This window comes from Catenibacterium sp. GCM10023432 (assembly GCF_042651925.1).
Taxonomy (GTDB): Bacteria; Bacillota_I; Bacilli_A; order Erysipelotrichales; family Coprobacillaceae; genus Catenibacterium; species Catenibacterium mitsuoka.
In genome coordinates this window covers 38,957-55,855 of record NZ_JBHSEB010000009.1, presented here as the reverse complement: position 1 = coordinate 55,855, position 16,899 = coordinate 38,957, and the positions used below count along the sequence as shown (strand labels likewise).

At 35.5% G+C, this 16,899-nt stretch carries 17 protein-coding genes; 2 read left to right on the top strand and 15 right to left on the bottom strand.

The window, feature by feature from the left end; all coding sequences use genetic code 11:
* The first annotated feature begins 65 nt into the window (after positions 1-65).
* Together ACFOZZ_RS02585 and ACFOZZ_RS02580 are read left to right on the top strand one after the other, a co-directional pair.
* Positions 66-977: a 4-hydroxy-3-methylbut-2-enyl diphosphate reductase gene (locus ACFOZZ_RS02585; RefSeq protein ID WP_055233877.1), complete on the top strand. Its 912-nt coding sequence runs from the start codon at positions 66-68 to the stop codon at positions 975-977.
* Positions 978-987: 10 nt separating this feature from the next.
* Positions 988-1,839 (top strand): Cof-type HAD-IIB family hydrolase, encoded by an 852-nt coding sequence (locus ACFOZZ_RS02580; protein WP_376814630.1) that lies wholly within the window; start codon positions 988-990, stop codon positions 1,837-1,839.
* A 13-nt stretch (positions 1,840-1,852) separates the two neighbouring features.
* Here the strand turns inward: ACFOZZ_RS02580 and ACFOZZ_RS02575 are convergent, their stop codons facing one another.
* The 15 genes from ACFOZZ_RS02575 to dapD all read right to left on the bottom strand — a co-directional run bounded on the left by ACFOZZ_RS02575 (position 1,853) and on the right by dapD (position 16,821).
* Positions 1,853-2,311 (bottom strand): NUDIX hydrolase, encoded by a 459-nt coding sequence (locus ACFOZZ_RS02575; protein ID WP_278779017.1) that lies wholly within the window; start codon positions 2,309-2,311, stop codon positions 1,853-1,855.
* A gap of 1 nt (position 2,312) precedes the next feature.
* The gene (locus ACFOZZ_RS02570; RefSeq protein WP_376814629.1) at positions 2,313-3,056 is read right to left on the bottom strand and encodes a Nif3-like dinuclear metal center hexameric protein; all 744 of its coding nucleotides are present in this window, start codon (positions 3,054-3,056) and stop codon (positions 2,313-2,315) included.
* Between the two features lie 46 nt (positions 3,057-3,102).
* Positions 3,103-3,774 carry a tRNA (adenine(22)-N(1))-methyltransferase gene (locus ACFOZZ_RS02565; RefSeq protein ID WP_055233881.1) on the bottom strand — a complete coding sequence of 224 codons (672 nt, stop codon included), beginning with the start codon at positions 3,772-3,774 and terminating at the stop codon, positions 3,103-3,105.
* A complete protein-coding gene (gene rpoD / locus ACFOZZ_RS02560; RefSeq protein ID WP_329966243.1) occupies positions 3,774-5,030 on the bottom strand; it encodes an RNA polymerase sigma factor RpoD in 1,257 nt (418 codons plus the stop codon). Before rpoD ends, ACFOZZ_RS02565 begins: the two co-directional genes overlap by 1 nt.
* Positions 5,031-5,032: 2 nt before the next feature.
* Positions 5,033-6,799, bottom strand: a complete 1,767-nt coding sequence (gene dnaG, locus ACFOZZ_RS02555) for a DNA primase (RefSeq protein ID WP_278779014.1) — start codon at positions 6,797-6,799, stop codon at positions 5,033-5,035.
* A 13-nt stretch (positions 6,800-6,812) separates the two neighbouring features.
* A complete protein-coding gene (locus ACFOZZ_RS02550; RefSeq protein ID WP_055233884.1) occupies positions 6,813-8,189 on the bottom strand; it encodes a glycine--tRNA ligase in 1,377 nt (458 codons plus the stop codon).
* A 137-nt stretch (positions 8,190-8,326) separates the two neighbouring features.
* Positions 8,327-9,250: a serine aminopeptidase domain-containing protein gene (locus ACFOZZ_RS02545; RefSeq protein WP_055233885.1), complete on the bottom strand. Its 924-nt coding sequence runs from the start codon at positions 9,248-9,250 to the stop codon at positions 8,327-8,329.
* Positions 9,251-9,264: 14 nt separating this feature from the next.
* Complete coding sequence (gene recO / locus ACFOZZ_RS02540) at positions 9,265-10,002, bottom strand: DNA repair protein RecO (protein WP_055289248.1); 738 nt, start codon at positions 10,000-10,002, stop codon at positions 9,265-9,267.
* Positions 9,989-10,885 (bottom strand): GTPase Era, encoded by an 897-nt coding sequence (gene era / locus ACFOZZ_RS02535; protein ID WP_006505515.1) that lies wholly within the window; start codon positions 10,883-10,885, stop codon positions 9,989-9,991. Before era ends, recO begins: the two co-directional genes overlap by 14 nt.
* On the bottom strand, positions 10,882-11,277 hold the full coding sequence (cdd, locus tag ACFOZZ_RS02530) for a cytidine deaminase (protein ID WP_055233887.1): 396 nt from the start codon (positions 11,275-11,277) through the stop codon (positions 10,882-10,884). Before cdd ends, era begins: the two co-directional genes overlap by 4 nt.
* Positions 11,277-11,744 (bottom strand): rRNA maturation RNase YbeY, encoded by a 468-nt coding sequence (gene ybeY, locus ACFOZZ_RS02525; protein ID WP_055233888.1) that lies wholly within the window; start codon positions 11,742-11,744, stop codon positions 11,277-11,279. The genes cdd and ybeY overlap by 1 nt, the downstream gene beginning before the upstream one ends.
* A 6-nt stretch (positions 11,745-11,750) precedes the next feature.
* Positions 11,751-13,769, bottom strand: coding sequence for a cysteine peptidase family C39 domain-containing protein (locus ACFOZZ_RS02520; protein WP_055233889.1), 2,019 nt, complete (start codon positions 13,767-13,769; stop codon positions 11,751-11,753).
* A 54-nt stretch (positions 13,770-13,823) separates the two neighbouring features.
* Entirely contained in the window at positions 13,824-14,999 is a 1,176-nt protein-coding gene (locus tag ACFOZZ_RS02515; protein WP_279068630.1) for an aspartate aminotransferase family protein, read from the bottom strand.
* Complete coding sequence (locus ACFOZZ_RS02510) at positions 14,999-16,114, bottom strand: M20 metallopeptidase family protein (protein ID WP_376814628.1); 1,116 nt, start codon at positions 16,112-16,114, stop codon at positions 14,999-15,001. The genes ACFOZZ_RS02515 and ACFOZZ_RS02510 overlap by 1 nt, the downstream gene beginning before the upstream one ends.
* Positions 16,115-16,116: 2 nt before the next feature.
* Positions 16,117-16,821 carry a 2,3,4,5-tetrahydropyridine-2,6-dicarboxylate N-acetyltransferase gene (gene dapD / locus ACFOZZ_RS02505; RefSeq protein ID WP_376814627.1) on the bottom strand — a complete coding sequence of 235 codons (705 nt, stop codon included), beginning with the start codon at positions 16,819-16,821 and terminating at the stop codon, positions 16,117-16,119.
* Positions 16,822-16,899 lie beyond the last annotated feature (78 nt).

Genomic DNA, 16,899 nt, shown 5'->3' with positions numbered 1-16,899 from the left:
GTGGATTTGAGTTTGGTTATATATTTGTGTCCGCGCAACGAAGGTGCGGGGAAATGGAGGAAAATATGAAAGTCACAGGAATTGTCCCTAGAGGATATTGTAAAGGTGTTATACGTGCCATTAATATTGTGAAAGAGACAATAGAACAGCCAGGTCCTATTACTGTACTTGGTATGATTGTCCACAATCAGTTTATTGTGGATGCATTAAAGAAACGCGGTGCCATCACAATTGAGGATGCAAGTAAGACAAGAATGGAACTTCTTGATGAAATCAATGAAGGAACAGTCATTATTACAGCACATGGTGCAGGAGACTGTGTCATTGAGAAGGCAAAGAGTAAAGGACTCAATGTAGTGGATGCAACATGTTTAGATGTTATTAAGACACATACACTTATTAAAGAACAGTTAAAGCATGGGAAGGATGTTTTATATATAGGTAAAAAGAATCATCCTGAAGCTGAAGGTGCATTATTGATTGATCCTGAACATATTCATTTAATTACATCTAAGAAGGATTTAGAGACACTCGATAAAGATAAACATTATGTCATGACAAACCAGACAACTATGTCCCTTTATGATGTCTATGATTTATGTGAGTATGCGAAAGAAAAATTAGATGTAGAAATCATGAAGGAAACATGTTCTGCAACACAGATTAGACAGGAAGCTATTGCGAAAATGGATGAAGATATTGATCTAGTCATTATTGTAGGTGATCCACATTCTAATAACACAAAGAAGCTAGCTTCTATCAGTATGGAGAAAGCACATAAAGAGACTCATATGATTGGAAGTCTTGAAGAGTTAGACTTATCATGGCTTAAAGGAAAGAAGCATGTAGGAGTAAGTTCTGGAGCTTCTACACCTACTGTATTGACTAATCAGATTATAGATTTCTTGAAGCAGTATGATGAAAATAACCCAGATAGTTTTATTAAACCTGAAATACCTTATGAAAAGATGTTATAGGAGTATATATATGAGTAAGAAGATAATATTTTTTGATGTAGATGGAACTTTAGTAGATGTGAGACCTGTAAAGGAATGTATTCCTGAATCAACTATCCAGGCAGTGCACGAGACACGTAAAAAAGGAAATTTATGTTACCTTTGTACAGGACGTTCTCTTGCAGAAATCTATCCTTATATTCTAGATGTAGGATTTGATGGCATCATTGGTGCTGGCGGCGGATTTGTACAGATGGGTGATAAGATGTTATATCATAAGAAGGTCAGTGATGAAGATGTTCATCGTGTTGTAGACTTCTTTGAAACAAATCATTATGACTATTATTTAGAGTCTAATGGTGGTTTATTTGCCTCTAAGAACCTCATTAAAAGATTAGAAAGCATCATCTATGGTGATCTAGAAAATGATCCTGAAGCAAAAAGAAAAAAGGAAGAGGAACCGAGTCATTTTATTACTGCACTCATTGAAAATGAAAATATGTATAGAAATGATGTGAATAAGATTTGTTTCTTAGAACATGAAAGTATTCCATTTGAGGAGATTAGAAAGCAGTTTAGTGATGCATTCCAGGTGATTGAATGTACTGTTCCTGCATTTGGTGATGCATCAGGTGAATTATCTGTAGCAGGCGTTAATAAGCATACTGCCATTGAAGCACTTATTAACCATTTAGGTATTGATCAAAAGGATACATATGCATACGGTGATGGCATGAATGATGCAGAGATGCTGACATTTGTAGCTCATGGCGTTGCAGTCGGTAATGCGAAAGAAGGTTTAAAGGCTATTGCTGATGAAGTATGTGATGATATTGCGAATGATGGTATTTATAAGAATATGAAAGAGCACGGATTAATCTAAACCGCGCTCTTTTTTAATAGATTTCTTCTTTATATTCTATAAGTTCATCATTCTTATAAACAACCTTAGCATGATGATAATGATCATCTTCCATCCAGTTTAAGAAATGATAATCAGCTTCCCATTGTGGATAATCAGGAATTAAATCATCATCCACCCATTCAAGAACACCTTCATCACATTCTTTTAATGTCCCTTCAAAGTCATGACAAGAATAAACAAACATACCTTCATCTTCACCATAATAAAGACCTGGGAATGTGACATAACCATGACATCTAACTGAATGCACTGTATAACCTGTTTCTTCTAGTATTTCTCTTTTTACACATTCATCAGGTGATTCACCTGGTTCTAATTTACCACCTACACCAATCCATTTACCTTCATTGATATCTTTCTTCTTTTTAATACGATGAAGAAGTAATGTTTTCCCATCTTTCTTTAAATACGCTATTGTAGTCAGAATCATCCTAATACCCCTTGAAATAACCTGGAGAAGTGGCTTCTACGATTTCACAATCTATTTCTTTTTCTAATAATTCTTTTAATTTATGTACCATAATGACTTCTACATGATGTCCTACATCTACTAAAAGAATATTATAATCTAATGCTTTTAAACCACTATGATATTTTAAATCACCTGTGACATAAGCATCGACCTGTGGAGCGACTTCATCTATTAAATCTCCTCCAGAGCCACCACATATTCCTACTGTAGAGACTTCTTTCACTTTACCTGCATAATTGACTGATGGAATATTAAAAGCTTTCTTTACATAGTCTAAGAATTCATACATGCCCATTGTATCTGGGAGTACACCCTTCTTCGTAATATTAGATTCATCAGCATCTTCAATATTTAAACATCCTAATGCTTCCATCAACCATCTATTCATGGAAATCTTATCTAAAGATGTATGCGCACTATAGACGACAATATTATTTTTAACTGCTGCTTCTATAAACTGTCCTACAGGTGTTGTAGTATCTAAAGTCAATGTATTGAATAAGAATGGATGATGGGTAATCAACATCTGGCATCCTGCATCAATGGTTTCCTGTAGAGTTTGTAAGTCTGCATCTAAACCAATCATTATTTTATTCACATCAGTATGAATATTACCCACCTGTAATCCACAATGATCCCAGTCCTCTTGACAGTTTAAAGGATAATGAGATTCCATGATTTTAATAATCTGTTCTGCTTTCATAAATATCACCTTCCGTTTCAATCATTATAACACAAAAAAGAAGTACCTAGAGTACTTCTTCAATTAAGGCAATAGAATGTAATACCTTTGCATATTTTTCATGTTCAGTATTTAATGAATCCAATATACGTCTTTGAATCTTTAGTTCTCTTTCCCACTTCTCAATAAAGAGAGGATCCTTCTGTTTTCTAAGGACTGGTCCAAAGAGAATATCTTTTTCATCTAATTCCTGATGGCCTTTTTTCACAACCATGATTTCATAAATATGATGGGCATCTTTGACCAATGCTTCATCAATAATCTGTAGGTTATGATTCATTAAGTATTCTCTTAATAAATCAATGGCTGTATTGGCCTGTAAGAAGAGTATTTTATCTTCTACATAGTCAAGATGGGCATCTAATATTTCACTCATCAATAAGCCCCCCATACCACAAATAGAGATCATATCTACTTTCTTATCGATGATAGGATCTAATCCATTACCTAGTAATGGGATGACTTGATCTTCAAGATGTAAAGACTGAATTGTTTCTTTAGAACTAGAGAGAGGTCCTTCCGCTACATCACATGCATAAGCTGATGTGATGATTTTTTCATCAAGTAAAAAACAAGGCAGATAGGCATGATCAGTGCCGATATCTGCCAGGATAGTTCCTTGTTTATGTTCTTCAATCATCCAAGCAACTTTGCTTAGACGTTTTGAATGAAGCTTCATTAGTGATCTAAGAAGTCCTTTAGACGTTTAGAGCGTGAAGGATGTTTTAATTTTCTTAAAGCCTTTGCTTCGATCTGTCTAATACGTTCACGAGTAACATTGAATTCTTTACCTACTTCTTCAAGTGTTCTTGTACGTCCATCATCTAGACCGAATCTAAGTCTTAATACTTTTTCTTCTCTATCTGTAAGTTCTAATAATACTTCATTTAATTCATCTTTTAATAATTCGTTAGATGCATAATCATCAGGGCTCATAGCACCTTCATCTTCAATGAAGTCACCTAAATGAGAATCATCTTCTTCACCAATAGGTGTTTCTAAAGAAACTGGTTCTAAAGAAATCTTCTGGATTTCTCTTACCTTTGTAGGTGTCATACCATCCATCTTTTCTGCAATTTCTTCAGCAGTTGGTTCTCTACCTAATTCCTGAACAAGCTGTCTCTGAATACGAGTTAACTTATTGATAGTTTCTACCATATGTACTGGAATACGGATAGTACGTGCCTGATCGGCAATAGCACGAGTAATAGCCTGTCTGATCCACCATGTTGCATATGTAGAGAACTTAAATCCTTTTGTATAATCAAACTTTTCTACAGCCTTAATAAGACCCATGTTACCTTCCTGGATTAAGTCTAGGAATAACATACCACGACCTACATATCTCTTAGCGATAGATACAACTAATCTTAAGTTTGCAGCTGCAAGTTCTTTCTTAGCCTGTTCATCACCTTCGAGAATACGTTTTGCGAGTTCAATTTCCTGTTCATGAGTTAATAAGTCTACACGACCAATTTCCTTTAAGTACATCTTAACAGGGTCATTGATTTTAACGTTAGAACCTAACTGGTTCATATCATCATCGTCATCAGACTGGTTATACATCTTATTTGTATCACCAAAGTCCATATCTAGATCATTACCGAAATCTAGATTTGCGATATCATCATCACCTGTATCATCATCTGTATCTACTTCTAAGCCTTCAAGGTCATCAAGATCATCTGCCCCTCCAGCCATGAAGTCATCATCATCTATTTCTAATGCATCTAAACCATCTTCAATTTCAATGTGGTTTTCATTGATTGCATCAATAAGGTTTTCATATGCTTCATCATCTAAATCATATCTAGACTGGAAAGCATCTAAGTCATCCTGAGTTAAACGGTTGCCTTTAGCCTTAGCGGCACTAATCAGCGTTTTTTCAAGTTCTTCAAGAGTAATACCCTGTACTGCTTTATCCTTTTTTGCCATAGCTACTCCTTTTTCAAATCAATTAGTTTCTGGAGAATCTCAGCTTTTGCGCTGGGTGCAAGAACATCCTTGAACTGCTGCTGCAGTTCCTGTTCACGAATATTCTTGGTATTTTCTGTAATTCTCGCAATATAATCATCAATTACTTCTTTTTGATAAGGAAGTGGAAGTGAACACTCCGCAATATCTGTCAATGCATTGACAAGAGCTGAATGAGAGCTCCCAATCTTATCGATAAGGTTCGCCACATCCATTGTCTTATGGGTACGATAATAGTCTCTAATATAAGCGGCTAATGCACGATATGTATCATTATGCATAAAGCCTGCTTTTGCCTCATAAATATCACTGACCTGACGGTCATTCAACATATAGAATAATAAATTCTTTTCTGCCAAAGTATATTTATCTAGAATAGGACGCTGGTCCTGAATTGTTTCTATACGATTTTGAGAGAACTGTTCACGATGTTCTAGAATAGCGGAACTATTGAGTAGCTGTTCCTCAATGATTTCCTTAGGGAAATCAGTCAATGATGATAGCTTCGCAATATAATGTCCACGATCAATTCTATCTTCTATCTTCGCAATCTTCTCACATGCTTTGACAAGCAAAGTTTTACGATCTTCATAATTACGTAAATCAAGTCTTGAACATTCAAAGGCCATCATGAAGTCAATAGGACTTAATGTATCCTTTAAAACCGCATCAAGACCTTCTATACCTTCTGTTGATAAGATTTCATCTGGATCTCGTCCATCAGGTAAAAGAACGATTTTGACTTCAAAGCCCTGTGATGTAAGTAAATCGCTGGACTTCATTGCGGCAGCCTGACCGGCCATATCACCATCTAAGCACAAATGAATCGTACGTGTCATACGCTTCAACATTCTTAAATGATCTTTAGTAAGAGCTGTCCCCATCAAGGCAATACAGTTATCGTGATGGGCACGATGCATCGCAATCACATCCATGAACCCTTCATTAATATAGACAAAGCCTGCCTGACGAACTGCTTCTTTCGCACGATGGTAATTATAAAGTGTTTTACCTTTAATAAATATATCGGACTCTGGTGAGTTCATATATTTAGAATTCTTATCTTGAGCTTTATAGACTCTTCCAGAAAAACCTACAACCTTTCCAAATTCATCATAGAGAGGAAACATCACACGATCATGGAATCGATCATAATGACGTTCATTCTCTAAGACTAGGCCTGATTTGACCTGAGCCACCTCAGTATAGCCTTCTTTCTGGAAACGTTCATGTAAAATGGATTTTTCTGGCGCATAACCAATCCCAAACATCTTGATGAGATCATCATCAAAACCACGATGACGTAAATAATCAAGTGCCTGTTTACCTGACTGGGTATAGAGATAATACATATAAAGTTTTAATGCAAAAGCGTGCATATCATAAAGAGGTGCAAGCGCTTCATCTACTTTCACAACACGCTTCTCTAGTGAATAGCCGGACATATCAACATGTCCAAACTCTGCTACTTTCATAACGGCTTCTACAAAAGGGACCTTCAAATATTCCTGGATGAATGTGAAGACATTCCCTCCGTTGCCGCATACAAAACATTTATAAATCTGTCTTGATTGTGAAATAGATAAAGATGGATGATTATCATCATGGAAAGGACAGATAGCCATATAGTTCTTGCCTTTTTTATGAAGTTCAAGGTACTGGCCCATCACATCAACGATATCTACGCTTTGTCTGATTTCATCAATCTTTTCCTGTGATAATCTTGTCATCTATTACTTCCTCTTAGTTAAAACGTGTTTTATCTGCAATATAATCTTTTAACTGATCAATTGGTAATCTGATCTGTTCCATAGTGTCACGATCTCTTACAGTAACGCTATGATCTTCAGCTGTATCGAAGTCTACAGTGACACATAATGGTGTACCAATTGCATCCTGTCTTCTATATCTCTTACCAATCTGACCTGCCTGATCATATTCACAATAGAAGTCTTTCACTAATTCGTTATAAAGTGCCATTGCTTCATCAGACTGTTTCTTAGTAAGAGGTAATACTGCAACTTTTACTGGTGCTAATGCAGGATGGAAATGCATTACTTTTCTTACATCACCATTTTCAAGTTTCTGTTCTTCGAATGCATCTGCAAGAACTGATAAGAATAAACGGTCAGCACCTACTGATGGTTCAATAACGTATGGAAGATACTTTTCATGAGTGTCTGGATCTAAGTATTCTAAGTTCTTCTTAGAATATTCCTGATGACGTCCTAAGTCATAATCAGTACGATCTGCGATACCCCATAATTCACCCCATCCAAATGGGTATAAGTATTCGATATCTGTTGTTGCTTTAGAGTAGAAAGAAAGTTCTTTCTGGTCATGGTCTCTGTATCTTAAGTTTTCTTTATTGATACCTAAATCATATAAGAACTGCATACAGTCATGACGCCACTTTTCAAACCATTCTAAATCTTCATTTGGTTTAGTAAAGAATTCAAGTTCCATCTGTTCAAATTCTCTCGTACGGAAAATGAAGTTACCTGGAGTAATTTCGTTACGGAATGATTTACCAATCTGTCCAATACCAAATGGTAATTTCTTACGTGTTGTTCTCTGAACATTCTTGAAGTTTACAAAGATACCCTGAGCAGTTTCTGGTCTTAAGTAGATCTTGCTCTTAGCATCCTTTACAACACCCATAGATGTTTCAAACATCAATTCGAACTGTCTGATATCTGTGAAATCATGTCCGCCACATTCAGGACATGCGATGTTATGTTCTCTAATAAAAGTCATCATTTCTTCTGGAGTCCATCCATCTGGATGTAATTCAGGATCATAAGCTTCAATTAATTTATCCGCTCTATGTCTTGATTTACACTGTTTACAGTCAATAAGTGGGTCATTGAAGTTACCTACATGTCCACTTGCCTGCCAAACTCTTGGATTCATGAAGATTGCAGAATCAATACCTACGTTGTAAGGACATTCCTGAACGAATCTCTTCCACCATAAATTTTTGATGTTATTCTTTAACTGGACACCCATTGGTCCGTAATCCCATGTATTTGCGAGTCCATCATAGATTTCTGATCCCTGATAGACAAAACCTTCACCTTTTGCATGTGCAATTAGCTTTTCCATATCTTTTGTAGCCATATTTTCCTCCTTGAGATAAGAAATGACTTAGGAATAACCTAAGCCATGAACTTTATAGTCCCACTATTTATACCCTTATAGTGTATATTTGTCAACCAATCATAAGGGTATAAAAAAGAACCTTTCTTAAAGAAAGGTTAGATATAAGTACGTTCGTTTAACCAGGTGAGAATGTCTGTATAGACATTGATGCGATCCTTGCCAAATAGTAATGCATGACGTTTGTTGTCATAAATTTTTAATGTGATATCGGCCATACCTAGTGTTTTATAGTTATGATAAATCAACTGCGCATCTTTACCTAGACGAGTGAGAGGATCAAGTGCACCTGATGCAATCCATGTAGATAAATAAGACGGTGTTTTCTGGTATGTCTCTTCACTATTGGCATGTCTAGAAATCTTACAGATATCACTATACCCTTTAACTGTATAAGAAAAATTCGTCAATGTATCATTAGAAAATCTATCTACTAATTTTTCATTATCTGTAAGATAAGAGAATGGATGATCTTCATTGAAACGATGTGATAACTTCATTCTGTTTCTTAATGCAAGCTTATTTAAATGATATCTTTCACCCTTCAGCAGCTTAAAGAAGTTAAGACAAAGATTCTTATAGCGGTACGCTCTGACCCCAGACACCGCTCCCATCAACAACATTCCCTGGAAATAATCACCAAAGCGTGCTGCATATTCACGAATCATCTGCGCACCAAAGCCAGTTCCTAAATAAAAATAAGGTGTATCTGTATAGCGTGCCATCATGATTTTCTGAAGACGATGCATATCCTTCATCAAATGATCAAGTACTTCTCTTTTTCCAAAATAACCCTGTTCAAAATCAATCAGTGAATGACCATGTCCGACCATATCACTCACTACGACAACATACCCTTTATCACACATGAAATTCGCAAAATGATCATAGTTACATGCATTTTCATTGAGATCATGCTGTACAAATAAAACAGCTTTAACTCTAATGATCACCTGTGGTTCATAAACGAAAAAGTGAACATGTGTATGTAGTGTTGATGTATAAGTTTCTTCGTGCTTCATACATCCATCCTCCCCTATATCCATTCCTTCACAAAACGCAACGCATTGAGATATATTCCACAATATTCATCAATATAATACTCAAATATGAATAAAATCTCTTTAAGTACAGATTCATCTATAGACAATGTATCAATATGCGCCATCGGCGTCTTATAAATATGACGTACTGCCTTTAAAGCTTCTATAGACATCTGTACATCCTGTGGTGTTTGATGCTTATGGCATACAAATCCACCATCTACAAGTGAAAAAGAAGTGACTGATGTATGTCCACAATGGACACACCCATCTACTTCTAACTCTATTCCGTTATCTTTCATAATAAAGACAAGAATCAATGCATAAATCAATTTATATGAATATCCTGTATCTATTGCTTTAAGGGCATCAACCAAAAATGCATAAGTATCTAGATCCGGTTTATTTTCAGGAACATAGCGATAATAATATTCCAATAAACATTGTGCAAGAATATCTGTTTCTATATGATCCTGGATATGTATATAGTATTCAATTCCTGTTGCACGTACAAGAGTAGACAAGCCTTTACGTATATTCAATTCAAATAAGCTTAACGAAGAAGGTGTCACTCCACGGGCGTTTTTAGAATTGATCTTTCTAATTCCTTTTCCATAGACAGATATACGACCATAGTCATGTGTATAAATAGAAAGTATCGCATCAGATTCTTTTGAAGGAGTCATTTTAAGTACAACCCCTTTAGTTTTCTCAATATTATGAGTAATCATCCTGGTTGTAACCAAATTCCTTTAAATACTGTGCTTTATTACGCCAGTCTTTTTCTACTCTTACAAAGAGTGAAAGCTTAACAGGAACACCCGCAAAACGCTTCATATCACGTCTTGCCTGATCTTTGATCTTTTTGATCATTGTCCCCTGCTTACCAATAATAATACCTTTCTGGCTTTTTCTATTCACAATAATGACAGCCATGATGTCTAATCCATTTTCATCTTCAATCCACTGTTCAATTTCTATTGCCACATCATGTGGAATTTCATCATGAGTGAAATAAAGAATCTTTTCACGAATGAATTCAGCCATAATAAACTGTTCTGGATGGTCTGTAATTGTATCTTCTGGATAAATAGCTGGACCTTCTGGTAAATCCTGTTTTACAGTCTTGATTAATTCATCCACATTATCCCCATTAAGTGCACTGATTGGGATGATTTCCTTAAAGTCCATCATCTGATTCCATTCAATCAACTTATCCATTAATTCATCTTTTGAAAGAAGATCCGCCTTATTTAAAACAAGATAGACAGGACATTCTGCTTTCTTTAGCCTTTCTACAATGAAGCGGTCCCCCTTGCCAATACGTTCATTGGCAGGTTCGATAAATAAAATCACATCAGTTCCTACGATACTATTTAAAGCTGTTGTATTCATAAATGAACCTAAACCATCCTGTGGTTTATGAATACCAGGTGTATCTAAAAATACAATCTGTGCTTCATCATCTGTATAAACACCCTGAACTGTATTTCTTGTAGTCTGGGCAGTAGGTGATGTAATAACTAATTTTGTCTTTAAAATATGATTTAATAAAGTAGATTTTCCTACATTAGGACGTCCTACAATACTTACGAAACCTGATTTATAACTCATAAATCCTCCTCACTAAAACTTCTAGGTAATAATTCATAGATATTTGTCACTTCATAGTGATCTCTTGCTCCTAATACAATAGGTGTATCAGGCTTTAAAAGTTCACTCAATACCTGACGACATGAACCGCAAGGTGAAATCAATGTCGGTCCATCTCCGACAATCGCAAGTGCTTTAATATCCTCTTTACGGTAGCCTTGACAATAAGCCTGAAAGACTGCATTACGTTCAGCACACATTGTAGAGCCATAAGCTGCATTTTCAATATTGGCACCATAAATCATCTTACCATCATTGAGTTCACAGCATGCGCCTACTTTAAAATGTGAATAAGGGGCATAGGCATTTTCTCTTGCCTTAAAGGCTTCATCCACTAGATATTGATAATCCATTAGACTCCCTCTCTTTCAATACTTAAGGCACCTAAAATCTCATCCTGTAAACCAAACATTTCTTTTTCCTGTTCATCAGTCATATGATCATAACCAAGTAAGTGGAGAATACCATGTGTAAATAAGAAACACATTTCTCTTCTTAAAGAATGACCATATTCTTCTGCCTGTTTCTTAGCATGATCTACAGAAATAAAAATATCCCCTAAGGTTCTAGGCATGCCTTCCACATAAAACTGATCATTATCTTCCATCGCAAAACTGATAACATCAGTGGAACGATCTATATGACGATATTCTCTATTAATTTCATGTATTCTTTCATCATCTACAAGTACACATGATACTTCTACATCATCTTCAATACCTAAAGTCTTTAATGCCTGTTCAATAATAGCTATAAAATCCTGTTCATAATTATTTTCAAAGTTATCTACTTCATTATCAAATACAAAATCTATATTCATTTATGATCACCCTTTCTCGATGATTTTTCCTTTATCCATTATAACATAGTCATATCCCATGTTCATGATTTTTTTATCATGTGAAATCACCATAAACAACTTTTCTTGATAAGTCTCAAACAAAGTTTGAATGATGATTTCTTTACGTTCAAAAGAAAGATGACTCAGGGCCTCATCAAGAATATAAATATCTCCATCACACAACAAGGCACGTGCAAGAGAAAGAATCTGTTGTTCTCCTAAGGATAAAGGAAGTCCCTGAGAAGTGATGGGTGAGTCTCCTAATTCAATTAATCTTTCGCCTGTTAAGGAAAGTAATACATGAAGTATACGTTTTTCATCCTCACAATTCAATACCTCTTTGATAGAACCAGGAATAAATGATTCATGTTCCTGTACAAGAATGATATGTTTCTTTAAAGAATCCTGATTGATATCCTTTAAAGGTTTATTATTTATGAGTACTTCACCACGATAGTGAGAATCATTGCCTTCGAGTAAATAAGCTAAGGTAGACTTACCTGATCCATTATCTCCAAACAAGAAGAAAGAATGATCTATTTCTAAATCAAGATGATTTAAAACAGGCTCATGAAAACCATAAGCATAAGAAACATTATTCATATGAATAGCATGAATGGGTTCTTCTATAAGCAATTGACCTTGCGGTAATGGTGTAGTGAGTTCCTTATACTTTTCATAAAGTACTGTACTTTGGGAATATTCCACTAGAGTGGTACAAAGATGAATAAGAGGAATAAGAATCATATTATAAACCATATAAAATAAAATCAATTCACCCATACGAATACTCTTTTGATGATAAAGAAATAACCCTACAAATAATATAAGTGCTTCTCCAAGTATTTGGATCACATGCATACCAGCAGAGAGTGTCAATGAGAATTCTTCTTGATCTTGCTTATGATTGGCTTCATTTTCATAATAGTGTTCATATCTTTTTAGCCATTGATGTTTTCCATAATATCTCTTTCCTATTTCCCTCTGGTCCAAATAATCAATCAGTGCATGAGAAGACTCAATATGAGCTGCAATATAATCCTTATAGAGTTCTAAGAAGTGTTTACTTTTAAAATAGATAAAGAGAGATAGAATCGCTAATACAACAACAAGCACTAAAGATAACTGTCTAGAAATAAGTAATAAACCAAGTAGTTCTAATAGAATAGATACAAGATCTACATAGAAGATACTAAAATACGCAATACAGAACTGACTTAACTGGTATAAATCCATGATCTGTGGATGTAATGTTCCTGTATCTCCTTTCAAGTCTATTGCATGGCTGATACTTGTATACACAAATTCCTTGTCAAAAGCACGAGTTAAAAGAATACTTTTCTTCTCTTTTGTCTTTTCTATACCAATCTTCATTAAACCAATAAGCAAGTAAGCACCTGAAACAATTATTAATATCACACTCGGTGTTTTGACCTTCATATAATCAATAAGTGAAGCATAAATAAGTGATAATACATAAGAGAATAATGTGATAAAGAATGTATAGCTACCTAATTTTCTAATATCCTTATGATAGAGCTTCTTGATTTCCTTCAAGAACTGTTTAAATGTCTTATTCTCATATTCAAAATAACGTCCAATATGAGTGATGGATACTACATTTTCTGTATAAATTGATGCCAATTCTTCTTGATCATAGACCACAATACCATGTGCAGGATCACCAATAATATAAGTATCTTCCTTGATTTCATAGAGCACTACAAAATGTCCTATGCCCTCTTCTAATGTATGTAAGATACAGGGCAAAGTAATATGTTCTTTAATATCTGATAAAGAAGCATGGTATGCTTTGGCTTCTATCGCATAGGCTTTAAATGTTTCTACTAACCCCTTAATGGTTGTACCCGTATGGTCCATTCGTGCTTTTCTTTTAATGTTGAGGGTGTCTTCTTCAATATCATAATATTTCAATATCATCTTGATACAATAGACACCGCAGGATATTTCATCATCCTGAAGATATATAGGATATTTACGCATATAAAAAACCTCCCACTTACTTATTCCTTTACAAGTGGGAGATTTCTTAATATTTTAAGCTAAAACTTTTCTAAGTTTAGCAATAAATTCATCAACATGTTCTTTTGTGATTACTAGAGGTGGTAATAAACGAATCACCTTTTCACCTGCAGTTACTACAATGACACCTTCATCAAGCAATGCCTGGACATATTTCTTAGCTGGGACATTTAATACAATTCCTTGCATTAATCCTAAACCTCTATGACCTACGACACAGTCATAATCATCAACAACTTTATCTAACTCTTCTAGAAGATATTCAGATACTTCACTACAGTTTTCTACAATTGAATCTTTCTTTAAGATATCAAATACAGTAGAAACAGCAGCAGTCACAAATGGATTACCTCCATAAGTACTTCCATGGTCTCCTGGTTCCATTGCCTCTGCATACTTTTCATTAGCCACAAAAGCACCTACTGGCACACCACAGCCAATACCTTTCGCAAGACAGACAATGTCAGGTAAGATATCATACTGGAAATAAGTCATGATAGTTCCTGTTCTTCCCATACCGCACTGTACTTCATCAAGAATAAGACAAATATCTTTTTCATCACAGATTTGTCTTAATCCCTGTAAGAATTCTTTTGTGCAAGGATTGACACCACCTTCACCTTGTACTGGTTCTACAATAATAGCTCCGGTACGATCAGTAAGTAAGGCTTTAACGCTTTCTAAGTCATTTAAAGTAGCATATTTTACACCTTCCATTAATGGACCAAATGCCTGCTGATAATGTGCATTACCAGTTAACTTAACAGAACCTGTAGTACGTCCATGGAATGACTGATGGAAAGCGATGACTTCACTATCAGCCTTATGATGTTTTAAGAAGTAATACTTACGAGCAAGCTTTAATGCCCCTTCTGTTGCTTCTGCACCTGAATTACAGAAGAATACCTTTGAAAGACGAGTTGCCTCCACTACTTTCTTAGCTGCTTCAATGGCTGGGACAGTATAGAAATAGTTAGACACATGAGTTAATGTCTTTAACTGCTTCTCTACTGCTTCTACATAAGCAGGATAACCATAACCAAGTGAATTGACACCAATACCACTATAGAAATCTAAGTATTTATTACCTTCTGTATCATAGAGATATACTCCTTCTCCATGATCTAAAACAGTATCATATCTACCATATGCATGAAGAAAATACTGTTCTCCTTCTTCATAATACCCCATTACTTCTCCTCCTGATAATTCAAAATGATTTTCATATACATATCCACAACAGACTGTAATACAGATTCATTAAAATTAAATGTACCTGTATGAAGTCCACTTTGGAATTCCTTTGTTTTAGTACCGACAAAGATAAATAGACCTTTTACCTCTTTCTGATAGAAAGAGAAATCCTCAGCAAGCATGAGTGGTTCATCAAGTTCTTTTAATGAAGTGATTGATGAGACATAGTTAAATAGCTTTTTATCATTGATGACAGCTGGATAGAATGGTGGACAGCTCCACTCAATTTGACATCCATAAGCTTCTTCAAAACCTTTATTAATACGTCCTATAGAATCCGTAAGATGTGCAAACATTTCATCACTATAACAACGTACTGTGCCATGGAATTCTGTTTCCTTGGCAACACTATTACGTGCTGTACCACCATGAATTTCTCCAATATTCATAATAGACGGATGGAATGGTGTCTTCATTCTTGTCAAAATATGCTGGTATTCATTTATTAAAGAACAAGCAATAAGTAAAGAGTCTACACCTTCATGAGGTAGTCCTGCATGAGCCCCTCTTCCTATTACTTTTACATCTAATTCACCACATTCAGCCATTAAACCACCTGGTTTAGAAGCAATCACACCTTCATCTAACAAAGGCATGAGGTGAATACCAAAAATAGATTCTACGTTAAACTGTTTTAATAAACCTTTTTCACAGACAATGCGTGCTCCTCCAGGAGATTCTTCAGCAGGCTGGAAGATTAAAAGAATATCATAAAGAATAGGTTCTTTATTCTCTTTTAAAGCCTTCGCAAAGCCTAGAAGTGCAGTCATATGGCCATCATGTCCACAGGCATGCATGATTCCTTTATGGGTAGAGGCAAAGTCTACACCTGTTTCTTCATTGACAGGTAAGGCATCAATATCTGTTCTAAAAGCCACTGATTTACCATAGCCATGATCAATAAAGACATAGAGTCCTGTTTCTAATAATGGATGTGGCTGATACCCCATCTTTTCCAGTTCGGCTTTTAGATAAGCTGTTGTTTGTGTCTCTTTTAATCCTAGCTCAGGAATCTGATGTAGATCCCTGCGCCATCTCTTTAAGTCATCCATGATTAGATCTTTCTTAAATCATCCATTAACTGAGTCTTATCTTTTGTCTGGTCGTCTTTTTCTTCTTTCACAATACGAGCTGGGTTACCCACAACAACGGCACCTGCTGGTACATCCTTAGTAACGATAGAACCTGCACCTACGACAGCACCCTTACCAATTCTTACACCTTCAATAACAACCGCATTGGCACCAATCAATACGTCATCTTCTAAGACAACTGGATTTGCTGAAGGGGGTTCAATAACACCTGCAAGCACTGCACCTGCACCAACGTGACAATGTTTACCAACTTCAGCACGTCCTCCAAGTACTGCACCCATATCAATCATAGAACCTTCACCAATCTTAGCACCAATGTTGATAACTGCACCCATCATGATAACTGCATTATCTCCAATAGTGACATGTTCACGGATAAAGCAGCCTGGTTCAATACGAGCATTGATATTTGTCATATCAATCATAGGAATCGCACTATTACGACGATCCTGTTCCATATAAGTTTCTGTAATCTTATCTTTGTTTTCTTCTAAATAAGTACGGATTGCATCTAAATCTCCAATACAGATTTTTGAATCTTCTGTACCAAACATCTTGAATCCTTCATCCTTAGGTAAATCATGACCATTGATATATACCTTGACTGGTGTTTGTTTTTTCGCATTTCCAATATACTGGATAATTTCTTCTGCAGTTTTAAGCATAGTCTTCCTGCCACTCAAAATGTGATTAAATATACTCACATCGAGATAATGTAAGTTCTCACGAACATTACTTACTAT

What these genes read in the sequence shown, in the direction of transcription:
- ACFOZZ_RS02550 (WP_055233884.1), bottom strand. Translation starts at nt 8,189, where the DNA reads ATGGCTACAAAAGATATGGAAAAGCTAATTGCACATGCAAAAGGTGAA.
- ACFOZZ_RS02515 (WP_279068630.1), bottom strand. Translation starts at nt 14,999, where the DNA reads ATGGGGTATTATGAAGAAGGAGAACAGTATTTTCTTCATGCATATGGT.
- ACFOZZ_RS02520 (WP_055233889.1), bottom strand. Translation starts at nt 13,769, where the DNA reads ATGCGTAAATATCCTATATATCTTCAGGATGATGAAATATCCTGCGGT.
- recO (WP_055289248.1), bottom strand. Translation starts at nt 10,002, where the DNA reads ATGATTACTCATAATATTGAGAAAACTAAAGGGGTTGTACTTAAAATG.
- dapD (WP_376814627.1), bottom strand. Translation starts at nt 16,821, where the DNA reads ATGCTTAAAACTGCAGAAGAAATTATCCAGTATATTGGAAATGCGAAA.
- ACFOZZ_RS02575 (WP_278779017.1), bottom strand. Translation starts at nt 2,311, where the DNA reads ATGATTCTGACTACAATAGCGTATTTAAAGAAAGATGGGAAAACATTA.
- ACFOZZ_RS02580 (WP_376814630.1), top strand. Translation starts at nt 988, where the DNA reads ATGAGTAAGAAGATAATATTTTTTGATGTAGATGGAACTTTAGTAGAT.
- ACFOZZ_RS02570 (WP_376814629.1), bottom strand. Translation starts at nt 3,056, where the DNA reads ATGAAAGCAGAACAGATTATTAAAATCATGGAATCTCATTATCCTTTA.
- ybeY (WP_055233888.1), bottom strand. Translation starts at nt 11,744, where the DNA reads ATGAATATAGATTTTGTATTTGATAATGAAGTAGATAACTTTGAAAAT.
- ACFOZZ_RS02565 (WP_055233881.1), bottom strand. Translation starts at nt 3,774, where the DNA reads ATGAAGCTTCATTCAAAACGTCTAAGCAAAGTTGCTTGGATGATTGAA.
- rpoD (WP_329966243.1), bottom strand. Translation starts at nt 5,030, where the DNA reads ATGGCAAAAAAGGATAAAGCAGTACAGGGTATTACTCTTGAAGAACTT.
- cdd (WP_055233887.1), bottom strand. Translation starts at nt 11,277, where the DNA reads ATGGATTATCAATATCTAGTGGATGAAGCCTTTAAGGCAAGAGAAAAT.
- dnaG (WP_278779014.1), bottom strand. Translation starts at nt 6,799, where the DNA reads ATGACAAGATTATCACAGGAAAAGATTGATGAAATCAGACAAAGCGTA.
- ACFOZZ_RS02585 (WP_055233877.1), top strand. Translation starts at nt 66, where the DNA reads ATGAAAGTCACAGGAATTGTCCCTAGAGGATATTGTAAAGGTGTTATA.
- ACFOZZ_RS02545 (WP_055233885.1), bottom strand. Translation starts at nt 9,250, where the DNA reads ATGAAGCACGAAGAAACTTATACATCAACACTACATACACATGTTCAC.
- ACFOZZ_RS02510 (WP_376814628.1), bottom strand. Translation starts at nt 16,114, where the DNA reads ATGGATGACTTAAAGAGATGGCGCAGGGATCTACATCAGATTCCTGAG.
- era (WP_006505515.1), bottom strand. Translation starts at nt 10,885, where the DNA reads ATGAGTTATAAATCAGGTTTCGTAAGTATTGTAGGACGTCCTAATGTA.